At 68.0% G+C, this 13,747-nt stretch carries 18 protein-coding genes and 1 pseudogene; 13 read left to right on the forward strand and 6 right to left on the reverse strand.

All coding sequences use genetic code 11. The features are described from left to right. Window positions 1–114: pseudogene (locus TSB10GB4_RS04795) on the forward strand (IS5/IS1182 family transposase); the annotation flags it as partial. A gap of 27 nt (window positions 115–141) precedes the next feature. Beyond that, window positions 142–669 (forward strand): hypothetical protein, encoded by a 528-nt coding sequence (locus TSB10GB4_RS23625; RefSeq protein WP_208984442.1) that lies wholly within the window; start codon window positions 142–144, stop codon window positions 667–669. Window positions 670–782: 113 nt separating this feature from the next. On the opposite strand, the gene TSB10GB4_RS04800 is transcribed toward TSB10GB4_RS23625, so the two are convergent. Further along, window positions 783–1,544: an IclR family transcriptional regulator gene (locus TSB10GB4_RS04800; RefSeq protein WP_186394783.1), complete on the reverse strand. Its 762-nt coding sequence runs from the start codon at window positions 1,542–1,544 to the stop codon at window positions 783–785. A 159-nt stretch (window positions 1,545–1,703) separates the two neighbouring features. On the opposite strand from TSB10GB4_RS04800, the gene TSB10GB4_RS04805 reads away from it, so the two are divergent. Genes TSB10GB4_RS04805 through pcaF form a run of 3 tightly spaced genes read left to right on the forward strand, consistent with a single transcriptional unit; the run spans window position 1,704 to window position 4,308 of the window. Further along, a complete protein-coding gene (locus tag TSB10GB4_RS04805; protein ID WP_186388836.1) occupies window positions 1,704–2,435 on the forward strand; it encodes a 3-oxoacid CoA-transferase subunit A in 732 nt (243 codons plus the stop codon). Between the two features lie 3 nt (window positions 2,436–2,438). After that, on the forward strand, window positions 2,439–3,107 hold the full coding sequence (locus tag TSB10GB4_RS04810; RefSeq protein ID WP_186394784.1) for a 3-oxoacid CoA-transferase subunit B: 669 nt from the start codon (window positions 2,439–2,441) through the stop codon (window positions 3,105–3,107). Between the two features lies 1 nt (window position 3,108). Next, window positions 3,109–4,308, forward strand: a complete 1,200-nt coding sequence (pcaF, locus tag TSB10GB4_RS04815; protein WP_186394785.1) for a 3-oxoadipyl-CoA thiolase — start codon at window positions 3,109–3,111, stop codon at window positions 4,306–4,308. A 37-nt stretch (window positions 4,309–4,345) separates the two neighbouring features. Here the strand turns inward: pcaF and TSB10GB4_RS04820 are convergent, their stop codons facing one another. Next, window positions 4,346–5,359, reverse strand: coding sequence for a cyclase family protein (locus TSB10GB4_RS04820; RefSeq protein WP_186394786.1), 1,014 nt, complete (start codon window positions 5,357–5,359; stop codon window positions 4,346–4,348). 1 nt (window position 5,360) lies between these two features. Next, complete coding sequence (locus TSB10GB4_RS04825; RefSeq protein ID WP_186394787.1) at window positions 5,361–6,296, reverse strand: 3-hydroxyacyl-CoA dehydrogenase NAD-binding domain-containing protein; 936 nt, start codon at window positions 6,294–6,296, stop codon at window positions 5,361–5,363. 92 nt (window positions 6,297–6,388) lie between these two features. Here TSB10GB4_RS04825 and TSB10GB4_RS04830 point away from each other — a divergent pair, with 92 nt between their 5' ends. The 4 genes from TSB10GB4_RS04830 to TSB10GB4_RS04845 are packed head-to-tail and all read left to right on the forward strand — an operon-like array spanning window position 6,389 to window position 9,028. Then, window positions 6,389–7,711 carry a short-chain fatty acid transporter gene (locus TSB10GB4_RS04830; RefSeq protein WP_186394788.1) on the forward strand — a complete coding sequence of 441 codons (1,323 nt, stop codon included), beginning with the start codon at window positions 6,389–6,391 and terminating at the stop codon, window positions 7,709–7,711. Window positions 7,712–7,713: 2 nt separating this feature from the next. Continuing rightward, entirely contained in the window at window positions 7,714–8,019 is a 306-nt protein-coding gene (locus TSB10GB4_RS04835; RefSeq protein WP_186394789.1) for a YciI family protein, read from the forward strand. Window positions 8,020–8,021: 2 nt separating this feature from the next. Further along, window positions 8,022–8,312: a muconolactone Delta-isomerase gene (gene catC / locus TSB10GB4_RS04840; protein ID WP_186388843.1), complete on the forward strand. Its 291-nt coding sequence runs from the start codon at window positions 8,022–8,024 to the stop codon at window positions 8,310–8,312. After that, window positions 8,309–9,028 (forward strand): SDR family NAD(P)-dependent oxidoreductase, encoded by a 720-nt coding sequence (locus TSB10GB4_RS04845; protein ID WP_186394790.1) that lies wholly within the window; start codon window positions 8,309–8,311, stop codon window positions 9,026–9,028. The genes catC and TSB10GB4_RS04845 overlap by 4 nt, the downstream gene beginning before the upstream one ends. A 186-nt stretch (window positions 9,029–9,214) precedes the next feature. On the opposite strand, the gene pcaD is transcribed toward TSB10GB4_RS04845, so the two are convergent. Continuing rightward, window positions 9,215–9,997, reverse strand: a complete 783-nt coding sequence (pcaD, locus tag TSB10GB4_RS04850) for a 3-oxoadipate enol-lactonase (RefSeq protein WP_186394791.1) — start codon at window positions 9,995–9,997, stop codon at window positions 9,215–9,217. Then, window positions 9,981–10,901 carry a LysR family transcriptional regulator gene (locus TSB10GB4_RS04855; RefSeq protein WP_186394792.1) on the reverse strand — a complete coding sequence of 307 codons (921 nt, stop codon included), beginning with the start codon at window positions 10,899–10,901 and terminating at the stop codon, window positions 9,981–9,983. Before TSB10GB4_RS04855 ends, pcaD begins: the two co-directional genes overlap by 17 nt. A 293-nt stretch (window positions 10,902–11,194) precedes the next feature. On the opposite strand from TSB10GB4_RS04855, the gene TSB10GB4_RS04860 reads away from it, so the two are divergent. From TSB10GB4_RS04860 to TSB10GB4_RS04875, 4 genes are all read left to right on the forward strand, one after another. Continuing rightward, the gene (locus TSB10GB4_RS04860; RefSeq protein ID WP_186394793.1) at window positions 11,195–11,548 is read left to right on the forward strand and encodes a helix-turn-helix transcriptional regulator; all 354 of its coding nucleotides are present in this window, start codon (window positions 11,195–11,197) and stop codon (window positions 11,546–11,548) included. After that, on the forward strand, window positions 11,545–12,021 hold the full coding sequence (locus TSB10GB4_RS04865) for an SRPBCC domain-containing protein (RefSeq protein ID WP_186394794.1): 477 nt from the start codon (window positions 11,545–11,547) through the stop codon (window positions 12,019–12,021). Before TSB10GB4_RS04860 ends, TSB10GB4_RS04865 begins: the two co-directional genes overlap by 4 nt. Beyond that, window positions 12,018–12,662, forward strand: a complete 645-nt coding sequence (locus tag TSB10GB4_RS04870) for a glutathione S-transferase family protein (protein WP_186394795.1) — start codon at window positions 12,018–12,020, stop codon at window positions 12,660–12,662. Before TSB10GB4_RS04865 ends, TSB10GB4_RS04870 begins: the two co-directional genes overlap by 4 nt. Window positions 12,663–12,814: 152 nt before the next feature. Continuing rightward, window positions 12,815–13,426: a hypothetical protein gene (locus TSB10GB4_RS04875; protein ID WP_186394796.1), complete on the forward strand. Its 612-nt coding sequence runs from the start codon at window positions 12,815–12,817 to the stop codon at window positions 13,424–13,426. A 54-nt stretch (window positions 13,427–13,480) separates the two neighbouring features. On the opposite strand, the gene TSB10GB4_RS04880 is transcribed toward TSB10GB4_RS04875, so the two are convergent. Beyond that, window positions 13,481–13,705, reverse strand: coding sequence for a hypothetical protein (locus TSB10GB4_RS04880; protein WP_186394797.1), 225 nt, complete (start codon window positions 13,703–13,705; stop codon window positions 13,481–13,483). Window positions 13,706–13,747 lie beyond the last annotated feature (42 nt).

Below are 13,747 nucleotides of genomic sequence, written 5' to 3' on the forward strand. Positions count from 1 at the left end.
CGCATGTTCTGTCGCATCAAGGACTTCCGCCGCATCGCAACCCGCTACGATCGGCTCGCCCGGAACTTCCTCGCCGCCGTCTGCATCGCCGCAACAGTCAGCTACTGGTTATGAGTCTTGGCCCTAGAGGGCAAGAGAGTGATGTTCCACGCATCCGACACGCCAGTACGGCTTCCGAAAATGCCTCGCTCGGACAGGCGTGAGACGGAAGTACCGGTGGCGCTGTCGCCTATGTGGCGCCAGATTGTGCAAGAACTCTATCGCAACACGGACCAGCGGCACCGCTTTGATATTATTAACACTCTTCTAAATCAGTTTCCCCCCTCCCTTTTCGACTTTGAAAAGCGAGTTCGACGTTTCCGAAGGGGGGTTCCGCATAATGGTGAAGACGTCATCATTGCGAAGTTTGCTGTTGGGAGCAAGCTTTTTGTCGTCGCGTGCCACCTAGCAAGGACCGCATGGGACCCAGACGAGTGGCAAGATTTTGGACGAAACATCGTGAGGATGTTCGCAGAACAAGCCGAGTTCGTGGAGTGCGCGACCTTCCTATTCATGAGGCGATCCAAAGAACGCACTTTCGATGGCGTTAGCTTTTATCGGTATGGCTTCAAGCAAAGGCCAACGGCGCTGACCGGTTCCTCCATTCGAGCGGTTCGCAGCCGTAAGTGACAGATTCTGGCGCTTAGCTGCCGTGGTTAGCTAGATACCACCATTCCGTTTACCACGCCCTTGTCGCCGCGCGCGTCGCCCTGATGGGGGAGGCGGTCGAGGTCTTCCGGGCCCTATCCCAGCGTTCTGCGCAAGGTGTCCTGCACCCGCAGCAGCGCGGGCAGGAAGTGCCGGCGCAGGTCCTCCGGCGTGGCGCGGGCGGCCGAGACGCCGACATTCAGCGCGGCCACCACCTTGCCTCTTGCCGAGAGCACCGGCACGGCGATCGAGCGCAGGCCGATCTCGATTTCCTGGTCGTTCAACGCATGGCCGTCGGCGCGCACCTGCGCCAGCCGCCGCATCACCGCCTCCGGGTCGGTCAGCGTCAGCGGCGTGCGGGCGGGCAGCGGTCCGGGGCCGAGCCGCCGGCGCGCCTCCTCCTCGGGCAGGGCGGCCAGCAGCACCCGCCCCATGCTGGTGCAATGGGCTGGCAGGCGCGAGCCCGGCATCAGGGCGATCGACATCACCTTCTGCTGCGCGGCGCGGGCGATATAGACGATCTCGTCGCCGTCGAGGATCGACACCGACGAGCTTTCGCCGATCTCGTCCGACAGCGCATCGAGGACGGGCTGGACGAGCTGCGGCAGCGGCATCGCCGCAAGGCAGGCGGTGCCGAGCCGCAGCACGCGCGGCGTCAGGGTGAAGAACTTGCCGTCCCACTCCGCATAGCCCTGCCGGGTCAGCGTCAGCAGGCAGCGCCGCGCGGTCGCCCGGTCGAGCCCCGAGGCATTGGCGACCTCGGCGATGGACTGGCGCGGCCGGTCGGCGGTGAAGGTCTCGATCACCGCCAGTCCCTTCGCCAGCCCGCTCATCATGTCGCGCTCGCTGATCGTCATGCCTGCCTTCAGCGCCTTTTGTGCGATATCGTAACAAAGTGCAATTATCGCACAAACCGGATTTACGGCAAGCCCCGCGCCGCCTATCCGTTGGCGAGGATCGGGCGAGGGTGCCCGGAAAAAGGGACCGGAAAAGGGACCGGAAAAAAGGGACCCGACATGGACAAGACAGTCGCAGACCTTGCCACTGCGGTGGCGGGGATCGAGGACGGCATGACCGTGATGATCGGCGGGTTCGGCGGCGCCGGCGCGCCGATCGAGCTGATCCACGCCTTGATCGACCGCTACCGCGCCACCGGCCATCCGACGGACCTGACGGTGGTCAACAACAATGCCGGCAACGGCCATGTCGGCCTCGCCGCCCTGATCGAGGCGGGGATGGTGAAAAAGCTGATCTGCTCCTTCCCGCGCTCGGCCGATCCGGTGGTGTTCACCGAGCTTTATCTCGCCGGCAGGATCGAGCTGGAGCTGGTGCCGCAGGGCACGCTGGCCGAGCGGATCCGCGCTGGCGGCGCCGGCATTCCGGCCTTCTACACGCCGACCTCCTACGGCACCGATCTGGCGAAGGGCAAGCCGGTCGAGGAGTTCGACGGCCGTCCCTATGTGCGCGAGCGCTGGCTGAAGGCGGATGCGGCGCTGGTCAAGGCCGAGGCGGCCGACAGCTACGGCAATCTCGTCTACCGGGCGGCGGCGCGCAATTTCAATCCGCTGATGTGCATGGCCGCGCGCGAGGCGATCGTCCAGGTCAGCCGCATCGTGCCGCCCGGCGGGCTCGATCCGGAGGCGATCGTGACGCCGGGCATCTTCGTCCAGAAGGTGGTCGCCGTCGCCGATCCGCATCAGGAGGAAGACCTGAACCGCGCCAATGCCGCCTATCCGCTGGAGGCCTGAGACATGGACAAGCTCTCGAACAACCAGATCGCCTGGCGGGCGGCGCAGGATATCGCCGACGGCGCCTATGTGAATCTCGGCATCGGCTTTCCCGAGAAGGTCGCGCAGTTCCAGCCGGCCGGGCGCGAGGCGATCTTCCATACCGAGAACGGCATTTTGAATTTCGGCGAGGCGCCGCCGCCGGGCCAGGAAGACTGGGACATCATCAATGCCGGCAAGAAGGCGGTGACGATCCGCCCCGGCACGGCGTTCTTTCACCATGCCGACAGTTTCGCCATGGTGCGCGGCGGCCATCTCGATGTGGCGATCCTCGGCGCCTATGAGGTGGCGGAGACCGGCGATCTGGCGAACTGGTCGACCGGGCCGAAGGGCGTGCCGGCCGTTGGCGGCGCCATGGATCTGGTGCACGGGGCCAAGCGCGTTGCGGTGATCACCGAGCATGTCACCAAGGACGGCAAGCCCAAGCTGGTGAAACGCTGCAGCCTGCCGCTGACCGGCGTTGCCTGCGTCACCCGGGTCTATACCAGCCTTGCGGTGATCGACATCGAGGGCGGCCGCTTCGTGCTGCGCGAGAAGCTCCCCGCCCTGTCGCTCGAGGCGCTGCAGGCGGTGACCGGCGCCGAGCTGCTGGTGCCCGGTCCCGTTGCCGATCTGATCGTTCCCGAGGTCTGAGATGCGTGACGCCTTCCTCTGCGACTATATCCGCACCCCCATCGGCCGCTTCGGCGGCAGCCTGTCCTTGGTGCGGGCCGACGATCTTGGCGCGGTGCCGATCCGCGCCCTGATGGCGCGCCATGCCGGGCTCGACTGGGAGGCGGTCGACGATGTCATCTATGGCTGCGCCAACCAGGCGGGCGAGGACAACCGCAATGTCGCCCGCATGTCCTTGCTGCTGGCCGGGCTGCCGCTCACCATCGGCGGCACGACGATCAACCGGCTCTGCGGCTCGGGGATGGATGCGGTGCTCACCGCCGCCCGCGCCATCAAGGCGGGCGAGGCGGAGCTGATGATCGCCGGCGGCGTCGAGAGCATGAGCCGCGCGCCCTTCGTCCTGCCGAAGGCGGACACCGCGTTCTCGCGGGCGGCGGAGATCCATGACACCACCATCGGCTGGCGCTTCGTCAATCCCCTGATGCAGGCGCGCTACGGCACCGATTCCATGCCGCAGACCGGGCAGAACGTCGCCGACGACTTCGGCATCAGCCGCGAGGCGCAGGATGCGATGGCGCTGGCCTCGCAGGCCAAGGCGGCGGCGGCGCAGGCAAGCGGACGGCTGGCGCGGGAGATCGCGCCGGTCGCCGTGCCGCAGCGCAAGGGCGAGCCGCTGATCGTCGAGCGCGACGAACATCCGCGCGCCACCACCGCCGAGGCGCTGGCCAAGCTGAAGCCGCTGTTCGCCGGCGGCTCGGTCACGGCGGGCAATGCCAGCGGCGTTAATGACGGCGCGGCGGCGCTGATCATCGCCAGCGCCGAGGCGGCGGCGCGCCAGGGGTTGACGCCGATCGCGCGGATCCTCGGCGGCGCGGTGGCGGGCGTCGAGCCGCGGATCATGGGGATCGGCCCGGCCCCGGCGTCGGAAAAGCTGATGGCGCGGCTGGGGCTGGGTGAGGCCGATTTCGATGTGATCGAGTTGAACGAGGCCTTCGCCAGCCAGGGCCTGGCGACGCTGCGCCGGCTCGGCATCGCCGACGACGACCCGCGCGTCAACCCGAATGGCGGGGCCATCGCGCTCGGCCATCCGCTCGGCATGTCGGGCGCGCGGCTCGTCGGCACGGCGGGGCTGGAACTGGCGCTCGCCGGCGGCCGGCGCAGCCTGTCGACCATGTGCATCGGCGTCGGCCAGGGCATCGCCATCGCCCTGGAGCGGGTCTGACCGGAGCGGCGACGGGTTTCGCCGCCCGGTTCCCGTCTCAGATCGTCGCGACCGGCGTCACCGGAGAGCCGATCGCGCCGGGCAGGCGCAAGGGCGGGGCGGTGAGAAAGGCCGCGTGCCGGCCGCGCGCGGCAAGCGCCGCCGCCAGGTCGCGGAAGTACCACAGTTCCGCCAGCGGCAGGCCGAGGCGGAACAGGCAGTGGTGGTGCAGCGGCAGGCGGAAGCAGCAATGCTCCGAGGCCTTCTGCATGTGCTCCACTGCCTCGTTGTCGGCGGCGATCGCGGCGATCCGGCTGTCGCCGATCCAGGCGAGCAGGGCCGGGTCGCTGCCGTCCAGCACCGCGCCGAAGCGCGACAGGCCCTCCGGATCGGGCGCCTCCTGCATGTCCAGCAGCGCCTCGGCATAGCCGGTGCGCAGCATCAAGATGTCGCCGGGGCGCAGGGTGACGTCCTGGCTGTCCATCGCCTGTTGCAGCAGCTCGAGGCCGACCACCGTGCGGCCGGGACCGAAGGCGGTGAGCAGATCGACCAGCACGCCGCGTCCCTGCACGCCGGTCGCGGCCATCGGCGCGACCGACAGGCGGCGGGCATAGGAGCCGTGTGGGCTGCCCTCGCGCGCCCCCAGCACATGCTCGCCCGCGCGAAAGCCGTTGTAATAGACCGCCTCCGCCGTGCCGTCGCCATCGGCGTCGAACAGCGCGCCGACATGGGCGAGCGAATCCCACTGTGTCGAATATTGCATCGACATCAGCACCTGATCGTCGCTCAGCACATCCTGCAAGCCGGCTTCCGCCCGTTCCAGCGGGTAGTTGATATAGGGCGTGTCGCCGAGATAGGTCGGCTGCAGGCGCGGCGGCTTGCGGCGCGGATGGATGCTGACCGCACCGGGAATGTCCAGCGGCAGCGACAGGCAGAAGGCCAGCCCCTCGCGGATCTCCGCCGCCGCGGCCTTGCGCTCGGCCGCGCCGATATGGTTCAGCGTGCCGAGTTCGTCGTCAGGGCCGAATCGTCCCCAGTTGCCGCCCTCGGGCGCGGTCTTCCAGTCGGGCATCTCACTCGTCCTCCATCCCCTCGGTCTGCGACCGGTAGCCTGCGCTTTCACGCGCGGTCATCGTCGTGATCAGTGCCGCGAGATCGGCCTCGGCGGCGCGCACAGCCGCCTCGCGTGGCCCGTCCCAGGCGTAGAAGCCGCGCCCGGCCTTGCGCCCGGTCTTTCCGGCGGCAACGCGGCTGCGAAGAGGCTCGGCCGGGGTGTGGGTCGCTGAGAGCTGCGGATAGAGGTAATCCGCGATCGACAGATGGGTGTCCAGCCCGTTCAGGTCCCGCTGCAGGAAGGGGCCGAAAAACGCCATCCGCGCGCCGATCGACCAGCGCAGGATGCGGTCGAGCGTCTCGGCATCGGCCACCCCCGTTTCCAGCAGATGCAGGCATTCGCGCATCATCGCATGCTGGATGCGGTTGGCGACGAAGCCCGGCACCTCCTGCCGCAGGATCGCCGGAAGCTTGCCCGAGCGCGCCAGGATCGCGGCAAGCTCCTGCAACCGCGCCTCGTCCATCCCCGGCCCGGCGATCAGCTCCACCACCGGGATCACGTCGGCGGGATTGAAGAAATGCGCGATGGCAAGGCGCTGCGGCGCGCGCATTCCCGCCGCCAGGTCCGCCGTGGTCAGCCCCGACGTGTTCGAGGCGATCAAGGTCTGCGGGGTGAAGAACTCCTCGGCTGCCGCAAGGGCCGCATGTTTGATCGCCAGCTTTTCCGGCACCGCCTCGATCACCAGCGGGCAGCCGCGCCACCCGTCCGGCAGGCCCATGGGCGCGGCGGCGAAAACAGCGCGACCGGCCTCCGGCAGCACCTCCTTGAGGAAGGCATCGGCCTTTTCAAGGCTCTCCGGCAAGGGGTCGATCACGGCCACGGCAAAGCCCGCCCGCGCAAAATGCGCGGCCAGACGCTGCCCCATCACGCCCGCGCCCATGATTGCCACCTGCATCGGCGTCCCCCTGTCAACTTATTCATTGACAAAATAAGTAAAGTTTATTGATAAGCAAGCGTCATAAGCAGAAACCTCGAGGAGGGGGGAACATGAACGCAGTCGCGAATTTCTTCACAAGGATCATGAGCCGCTATCTGCCTGATCCGCTGGTGGTCGCCGTCATCCTGACGGCGCTGACGGTGGTCTTCGCCATGGTCAGCCAAGGCACCGGTTTCCTGGAGGCCACCCGGTTCTGGGGGGACGGGTTCTGGAACCTTTTGGCCTTCACCATGCAGATGACCATCATTCTCCTGGCCGGCTTCATCCTCGCCCGCACGCCGCTGGCCAACTGGCTGATGGACCGGCTGATCGCTCCGGTCAGCACCCCCGCCGGGGCGGTGATCGCGGCGACGATGATCGGCGCGGTGGCGAGCTGGATGAACTGGGGCTTCGGTCTGGTGATCGGCACGCTGATCGCCCAGAAGCTCGGCCACAAGGTCAAGGGCCTGCACTATCCGCTGGTGATCGCCGCCGGCTATTCCGGTTTCGCGCTTTACGGGGTCGGCCTGTCCGGCTCGGTGCCGCTGCTGATCAACACCCCCGGCCATTTCCTCGAAAAGTCCATCGGCCTGGTGCCGCTGAGCTCCACCATCTTCTCGCCGATCCTGCTGACCACCAGCGTGCTGATCGTGGTGACGCTGCCGTTCTTCAACGCGATGCTGCACCCGAAGGACCCGGCCCAGATCAAGGAGGTCGATCCCGGCACCCAGGCGGCCTTCACCGTCGCCGAGGTCAAGCGCGACACGCCCTCTGACCGGCTGAACAACAGCCCGGTCATCGGCATCGGCCTCGGCCTGTTCGGCATGCTCTATGTCGGCCAGTATCTGTGGAACGGCGGCGGCGTCACGCTGAACTTCGTCAACACCGTCTTCCTGTTCCTCGGCATCCTGCTCTTCGTCACGCCGCACCGCTTTCTGGCGGCGCTGACCGATGGCGTGAAGATCCTCGGCGGCATCATCATCCAGTATCCGTTCTATGCCGGCATTCTGGCGATCCTGTCCGGATCGGGCCTGGTGGTGACGCTGGCCAACTGGTTCGTGGCGATCTCCTCGGCCGAAACGCTGCCGATCTGGTCCTTCGTCTCGGCCGGCCTGATCAACATCTTCGTGCCGTCCGGCGGCGGCCAGTGGGTGATCCAGGGTCCGGTGATGATGGAGGCCGCGCGCCAGCTCGGCGCCTCGATCCCGGCGACCGCGCTCGCGGTGCAGATCGGCGATCAGTGGACCAACATGGTGCAGCCGTTCTGGCTGTTGCCGGCGCTGGCGATCTCGGGGCTGAAGCTCTCGGACATCATGGGCTACATGGTGCTGATCCTTGTCTATCTCGGCGTCATTTTCGGCGGCGCCTGCCTGATCTGGGGGATGGTGGGTTAGTCATGCCGTGGATGGTGGAAACCTATGACAGGCCCGGATCGGGCGATCTGCGCCTGCGCCTGCGCCCCGCGCATCTGGAGTATCTGGAGGCCAACCGCCACCTGCTGCTGGCCTGCGGGGCCAAGCTCGACGACAACGGGGAGGCCGCCTCGGGCGGCCTCTACCTCCTCGCCGTGGAGAGCCGGGCCGAGGCCGAGGCCTTCATCGCCGCCGACCCGTTCCACACGGGCGATCTGTTCGAGCGGGTCTTCGTGACCCGCTGGCGCAAGGCCTATCTCGATGGCCGCAATACACTGAACGAGGAGTGAGAATGCTGTTTCAGGTGGAGATGACGGTGCGTCTGCCGGCCGACATGCCGGAGGCCGAGGCCGCCGCCATCAAGGCCCGCGAGAAGGCCTATTCGCAGGACCTGCAGCGGCAGGGCATCTGGCGCCACCTCTGGCGGGTTGCCGGATCCTACCGGAATGTCTCGATCTTCGACTGCCGCGACAATGCCCATCTGCACGAGGTGCTGACCGGCCTGCCGCTGTTTCCGTGGATGGAGATCGCGGTGACGGCCCTGTGCCGTCACCCCTCCTCGATCCACGAGGACGACAGGTGAGCCGGCGCGCCGTCGTCACCGGCGGGGCACGGGGCATCGGGGCGGCCATCGTCGCGCGGCTGCGCGCCGACGGCTGTCATGTCACCGCGCTGGACATCGTCGAGCCGGACGGGGCCGGGCCGGACCGCTTCGTTCAGGTCGATCTTGCCGATGCGCCGGCCGCCCGCGCCGCCTGCGCGGAAATCGCCGCGCAAGGGTCCGTCGCCTGCCTCGTCAACAATGTCGGCATCGTCGCCCCGGCGCCGCTGGAAGCGGTGGCGCTGGAGGATCTCGACCGGCTGTTCCATGTCAACCTGCGTCCCTCGCTGATCGCCGCCCAGGCCTTCGTGCCCGCGATGAAGGCGGCGGGCCATGGCCGCATCGTCATGAACACCAGCCGGGTGACGCTCGGCAAGGAACTGCGCTCGCTCTACAGCGCCACCAAGGGTGCGGCCCAGTCGATGGCGCGCACCTGGGCGCTGGAGCTTGCGCCCTTCGGCATCACCGTGAACTGCGTCGCCCCTGGCCCCATCGCCACCGAGGCATTCTGGCGCAACAATCCGCCCGAGGCCGCCACGACCCGCGCGATCGTCGACAAGGTGCCGATGCGCCGGATGGGCACCGGCGAGGACGTGGCGCAGGCGGTCGCGTTCTTCTGCGACGCGAGATCGGGCTTCGTCACCGGCCAGACGGTCTTCGTCTGCGGCGGCGTGACGGTGGGCCTGGCCGGCGCTTGAGCGCCGGCGCCACCTAGCATTCCGGCGCTTGAGCGCCGGCGCCACCTAGCATTCCGGCGCTTGAGCGCCGGCGCCACCTAGCATTCCGGCGCTTGAGCGCCGGCGCCACCTAGCATTCCGGCGCTTGAGCGCCGGCCACCCATAGAGCCCGGCGCTTGAGCGCCGGCCGCGCCTTTTGCCGTTCCGTCAGGCCAGATGCTCGCGCAGCAGCGCCGCGAAACGCTCGGGCTGCTCGACGCAGGGCAGATGGCCGGCATCGGCAATCTCGACGAAGCGGGCGCCGGGGATCGCCTCGGCGGTCGCCCGCACCAGCGCCGGCGGGGTCGAGGCATCGCTACTGCCCGCCACCACCAGCGTCTTGACCGCGATGCGTGCCAGATCGGCGGTGTAATCCGCGTCGCGGATCGCCGCGCAGACATCGGCATAGCCCTGCGCCGGGGTCCGCTCCAGCATCGCCCGCCACAGCGCGAAATCCTCGCTCCCGGCATAGGCGGGCACGAACCAGCGTGACAGGATCGCGTCGGAGATCGAGGCGATGCCGCCGCCCAGCACGGCCTCGATCCGCGGGTTCCAGATCTCCGGCGTGCCGATCCTGGCGGCGGTATCGGCCAGCATCAAGTGGGTCATCGCCGCCGGCCGCCGCAGCGCCAGCCGCTGCATGATCAGCCCGCCGACGGAGAGGCCGATGCCGGCGAACCGGTCGATGCCGAGATGGTCGAGCAGCGCCTCCACGTCGCTTGCCATCGTCTCGATCGTCAGGCCCTCGCGCGCAAGGCTGAGGCCATGGCCGCGCTTGTCGTGGCGCAGCAGGCCCCAGCTCTGCGGCAGCAGGGCGACCACCCGGTCCCAGACCCGCAGGTCGGTGCCCAGCGAATTGGCGAAGACCAGCAGCGGTGCGTCGCCCTCGGCCGGCCGATAGCGGTAATGCAGCCCGTCATGGGCGGTGAAGGTTTCAAGGCGTGGGGTCAAGGTCGGGTCCTTCGGCAATGTCCTGGTCGATGCTGGAGAGGAAGAGCTCCAGCGGCGGGCTTTCGCGGTCGCGCCGGTAGATCAGCGCGATTTCGGCCCGTTTGGTGGTGCCCGCCAGCGGGCGATAGACGACGCCCGGCAGGTGCACCCGGCGCAGCGCGTCGGGCACGACGGCAACGCCCAGCCCGGCCTCGACCAGCGAGACGATCGAGGCGAATTGCGGCGCGCGATAGAGGATGTTCGGCGTGATCCCCGCCTCGGCCCAGGCCGCCTGGACGGCGGCGGCAAAGCCCATGTTCGGCGGCAGATGCGTCGCGATGAAATCGGCCCCGTCGAAGGCCGCGAGGCTGACCTCCTCCTGCGCGGCCTGCGGATGGTCCTTCGGCAGGGCGATCCACAGATCCTCGAAATGCAGGCTGCGCGTCGCCAGATGCGGCGAGATGTCGGGATAGGGCAGGCGCACGATCCCGGCGTCCAGATTGCCCGCGATCACCTCGGGAAACTGGCGGTCGAGATCCATCTGCACCAGCCGCAGGTCGATCTGCGTCGCCTTCGGCCGGAAGTTCCGCAGCACCCGTGTCAGCACGCCATTGTAGCCGGCCGTGCCGATATAGCCGAGCGACAGCTCCCCCAGCAGGCCGCGCCCCGCCCGCAGCGCCACATCCTCGGCCCGCTGCGCATGGCGGATCACCGCCCGTGCGTCGGGCAGGATGAGCTGTCCGGCCGGCGCGATTGCGACCTTGCGCCGCGTGCGGTCGAACAGCCGGGTGCCGACGATATCTTCCATCTGCTTGAGTTGCTGCGTAAGCTGCGGCTGCGACATGCCGAGGCGCTGCGACGCCCGGCCGAAGTGCAACTCCTCGGCCAGCACCGTGAGAAGCTCATAATGCTTCAGGGTCAGCACTTATACGCCTCTTGAATTATTCTCAGAATCTTATTGGAAAATATAATAAATTATCCGGTGCAGGACATCAAGCGTTTGCGCGCCCTGCGGCCTGCCGCAATCCGGCCAACCCGCTGGGCGCGGCGCGGCCGATGCTGGAGGCGGACGTCGCCGCCATGTTCGACAAGGGTCTGCCAGGCGCCCGCGCGCCGCACGCTCCCTTTCCGCCGCAGCCGCGCCCGTCGACGTCCCGCTTGACGGGAGGTCCTGTTCGTCGTATTTAGCGATCAAGCTAATTAGCTAAGAGGCTAAATATGCATCAAACAACCGATCCCCTCAGCCTGACGCTTTCGGCGCTGGCCGATCCCACCCGTCGGGCGATCCTGGCGCGGCTGGTCCGGGGGGCGGCGACGGTCAACGAGCTTGCGGAGCCGTTTGACATCTCGCTGCCCTCTGTCTCTCGTCATCTCAAGGTGCTGGAAGGCGCCGGCCTGATCTCGCGAGGCCGGGAGGCGCAGTGGCGCCCCTGCCGGCTGGAAACGGCCCCGCTTCGCGAGGTCGACGGCTGGCTGGAGACCTATCGCCGGTTCTGGACAGACAGCTTCGACCGGATGGAGGCCTATCTGGCCGAAATCACCGGCAAACCGGCGACGGAGGAGACACAGTGACCCTGCTGCGCGACGACGAATTGCTGATCGAGCGGGTCTTCGACGCCCCGCTTGCGCTGGTCTTTCGCCTTTGGGAAAGCCGCGAGCACATGCTGCGCTGGTGGGGGCCCGAGGCTTTCACCACGCTGGATCTGGACTGGCAGCTTGTGTCCGGCCGGCCCTGGCGTGGGACGATGGTCTCGCGGCGCCATGGCATCGCCGGCTTCGGCGGCGTCATCCGCGAGGTCGACAAGAACCGCCGCATCGTCTTCACCTTCCAGTGGGACGAGGGTCCCGGCCGCGACCTGGACACGCTGGTGACCGTCACCTTCGAGGAGCGGGACGGCAGGACCCTCCAGCGCTTTCACCAGACACCGTTCTCGAGCCTTGCCATCCGCGACAGCCATGTCGGCGGCTGGACCTCGCTGTTCAACCGGCAACAGCTCTATGTCGAGAATCTCGCCTTCGCTGAATCGAAAGGACTGCGCACATGATCACGCTGACCACCTATGAATGGGTTCCCGATTTCGCCGCGCCGCTGATGCGGGCGTTGAGGGTGCGCTGGGCGCTGGAGGAGGCGGGCCTGCCCTATGAGGTTCGCACCATCGCGCTGGGGCCGGAGCAGAGTTCGGCGGAGCACCTGGCGCGCCAGCCCTTCGGCCAGGCGCCGGCCATCGAGGACGACGGGCTGACCCTGTTCGAAAGCGGGGCGATCGCCCTCTATGTCGCCGAGCGCAGCGAGACGCTGCTGCCCAGCGACCCGGCAGGACGGGCGCGGGCGATCGGCTGGGTCTTTGCCGCGCTGAACTCGGTGGAGATCGCGGTTCAGCCGCTTGCCGAGATCGACCTGTTCCATGCGGAGGCGGACTGGGCGGCGGCGCGGCGCCCGCAGGTCGAGGCCTTCCTGCGTCGGCGGCTGGGCCAGTTGCAGACAGCGCTCGGCGAACGGCCCTACCTGGAGGACCGCTTCACCGTCGGCGACCTGATGATGGCCGACGTGCTGCGCATCCTTGGGTATACCGACATGCTCGCCGACTTCCCCAAGCTTGCCGCCTATCTGCGGCGCTGCGAGGCACGCCCGGCCTTCCAGCGGGCGCTCGCCGCCCAGTTGGACGGGTTCAAGGCGGCCGCGTAAGGGGCGGGGGCGCTCAGGGGCACGACCGGCATGTCACGCGGCGGCTGACTTTCCCCTCGAAACGCGCTGATATGGCTCCGGTCGACGGCCCGGCAGCGAAAGGACGCCCGATGCGATTGGCAATGCGTGCAACTGTGCAAGCGAAAGTGCGAATGACATTTCTCCTGCTGCTCGCGATGTTTGCGGCGCCCCTTGCCGGGCCGGTGCGGGCGCAGGCACCCGGCATCGCGCCTTCGGACATTCTCGACGCCGCCATCGGCGACTGGAACAAGGACGGGCGCGAGGACCTTGCCCTGTTGGCGGTGACCGACCGGGACGACATGCAGGTCGGGCTCTATGTCTATCTGCGCGGGGCGGAGACCGACGGCAGCCTGCTGACCTTGGCGCTCGCTGTTCCGGACAAGATCTGGGGCGGGCGCGGCGGCGACGGCGGCGCCTTCGGCCAGGAGCCGTCGATCAAGGCGCTCGCCAACGGCTCCATCGCCATCACCACCCAGAACTTCGGCATCGGCCGCGAGCGTTGGGAGCACACGCTCTCGCTCGCCTATCGCGACGGCCGCTTCCTCGTCGCCGGCCTCACCTTCAACGCCTTCGATTCCCTGCAGGAGGAGGAGCCGCTCGCCTGCGACCTCAACCTTCTGACCGGGCGCGGCGTCATCAACGACAAGCCGGCGCGCTTCGCGCCGCTGTCCCTGACCCTCGACCGCTGGGAGACGACCAGTGGCGAGGATCCCGGCATCCGGATCTGCCGGGGGCGCCAGTAGGAGACGGTCAAGGGGAGCGGGTAGGCTGGGCGATTGGCGGAGACGGCTGCGCGTTCAGCGCTTGCGCCGCAGGTCGCGCACCAGTGACACCAGCGCGAAGAGGAGGAAGCCGGGCAGGATCGAAATGATCGCCAGACTCGCCGCGCCCATCTCGCAGCCGCCGGAATCGCCCGCGCCGCAACCGCCGGCGGCATGGGCAAGGCCCAGCACGCCGAAAAACACCACGACCGGCGTCACCAGCAGGCCGAGAAGCCCGGACAGCAGCGCTCTCAAGATCATCACGATTCCCCCTCGCGGCGCGCGCCCGCGCTGCCACACCAT

This window comes from Stappia sp. TSB10GB4, assembly GCF_900185745.1.
In the GTDB taxonomy this organism is placed as follows: domain Bacteria; phylum Pseudomonadota; class Alphaproteobacteria; order Rhizobiales; family Stappiaceae; genus Stappia.

Bases quoted from the DNA above. Each gene is read 5' to 3' on its own strand.
- TSB10GB4_RS23625 (WP_208984442.1), top strand. From the start codon at position 142: ATGTTCCACGCATCCGACACGCCAGTACGGCTTCCGAAAATGCCTCGC.
- pcaF (WP_186394785.1), top strand. From the start codon at position 3,109: ATGCGTGACGCCTTCCTCTGCGACTATATCCGCACCCCCATCGGCCGC.
- TSB10GB4_RS04860 (WP_186394793.1), top strand. From the start codon at position 11,195: ATGCATCAAACAACCGATCCCCTCAGCCTGACGCTTTCGGCGCTGGCC.
- TSB10GB4_RS04880 (WP_186394797.1), bottom strand. From the start codon at position 13,705: ATGATCTTGAGAGCGCTGCTGTCCGGGCTTCTCGGCCTGCTGGTGACG.
- TSB10GB4_RS04800 (WP_186394783.1), bottom strand. From the start codon at position 1,544: ATGACGATCAGCGAGCGCGACATGATGAGCGGGCTGGCGAAGGGACTG.
- TSB10GB4_RS04820 (WP_186394786.1), bottom strand. From the start codon at position 5,359: ATGCCCGACTGGAAGACCGCGCCCGAGGGCGGCAACTGGGGACGATTC.
- TSB10GB4_RS04825 (WP_186394787.1), bottom strand. From the start codon at position 6,296: ATGCAGGTGGCAATCATGGGCGCGGGCGTGATGGGGCAGCGTCTGGCC.
- catC (WP_186388843.1), top strand. From the start codon at position 8,022: ATGCTGTTTCAGGTGGAGATGACGGTGCGTCTGCCGGCCGACATGCCG.
- TSB10GB4_RS04830 (WP_186394788.1), top strand. From the start codon at position 6,389: ATGAACGCAGTCGCGAATTTCTTCACAAGGATCATGAGCCGCTATCTG.
- TSB10GB4_RS04810 (WP_186394784.1), top strand. From the start codon at position 2,439: ATGGACAAGCTCTCGAACAACCAGATCGCCTGGCGGGCGGCGCAGGAT.
- TSB10GB4_RS04805 (WP_186388836.1), top strand. From the start codon at position 1,704: ATGGACAAGACAGTCGCAGACCTTGCCACTGCGGTGGCGGGGATCGAG.
- TSB10GB4_RS04875 (WP_186394796.1), top strand. From the start codon at position 12,815: ATGACATTTCTCCTGCTGCTCGCGATGTTTGCGGCGCCCCTTGCCGGG.
- TSB10GB4_RS04835 (WP_186394789.1), top strand. From the start codon at position 7,714: ATGCCGTGGATGGTGGAAACCTATGACAGGCCCGGATCGGGCGATCTG.
- TSB10GB4_RS04870 (WP_186394795.1), top strand. From the start codon at position 12,018: ATGATCACGCTGACCACCTATGAATGGGTTCCCGATTTCGCCGCGCCG.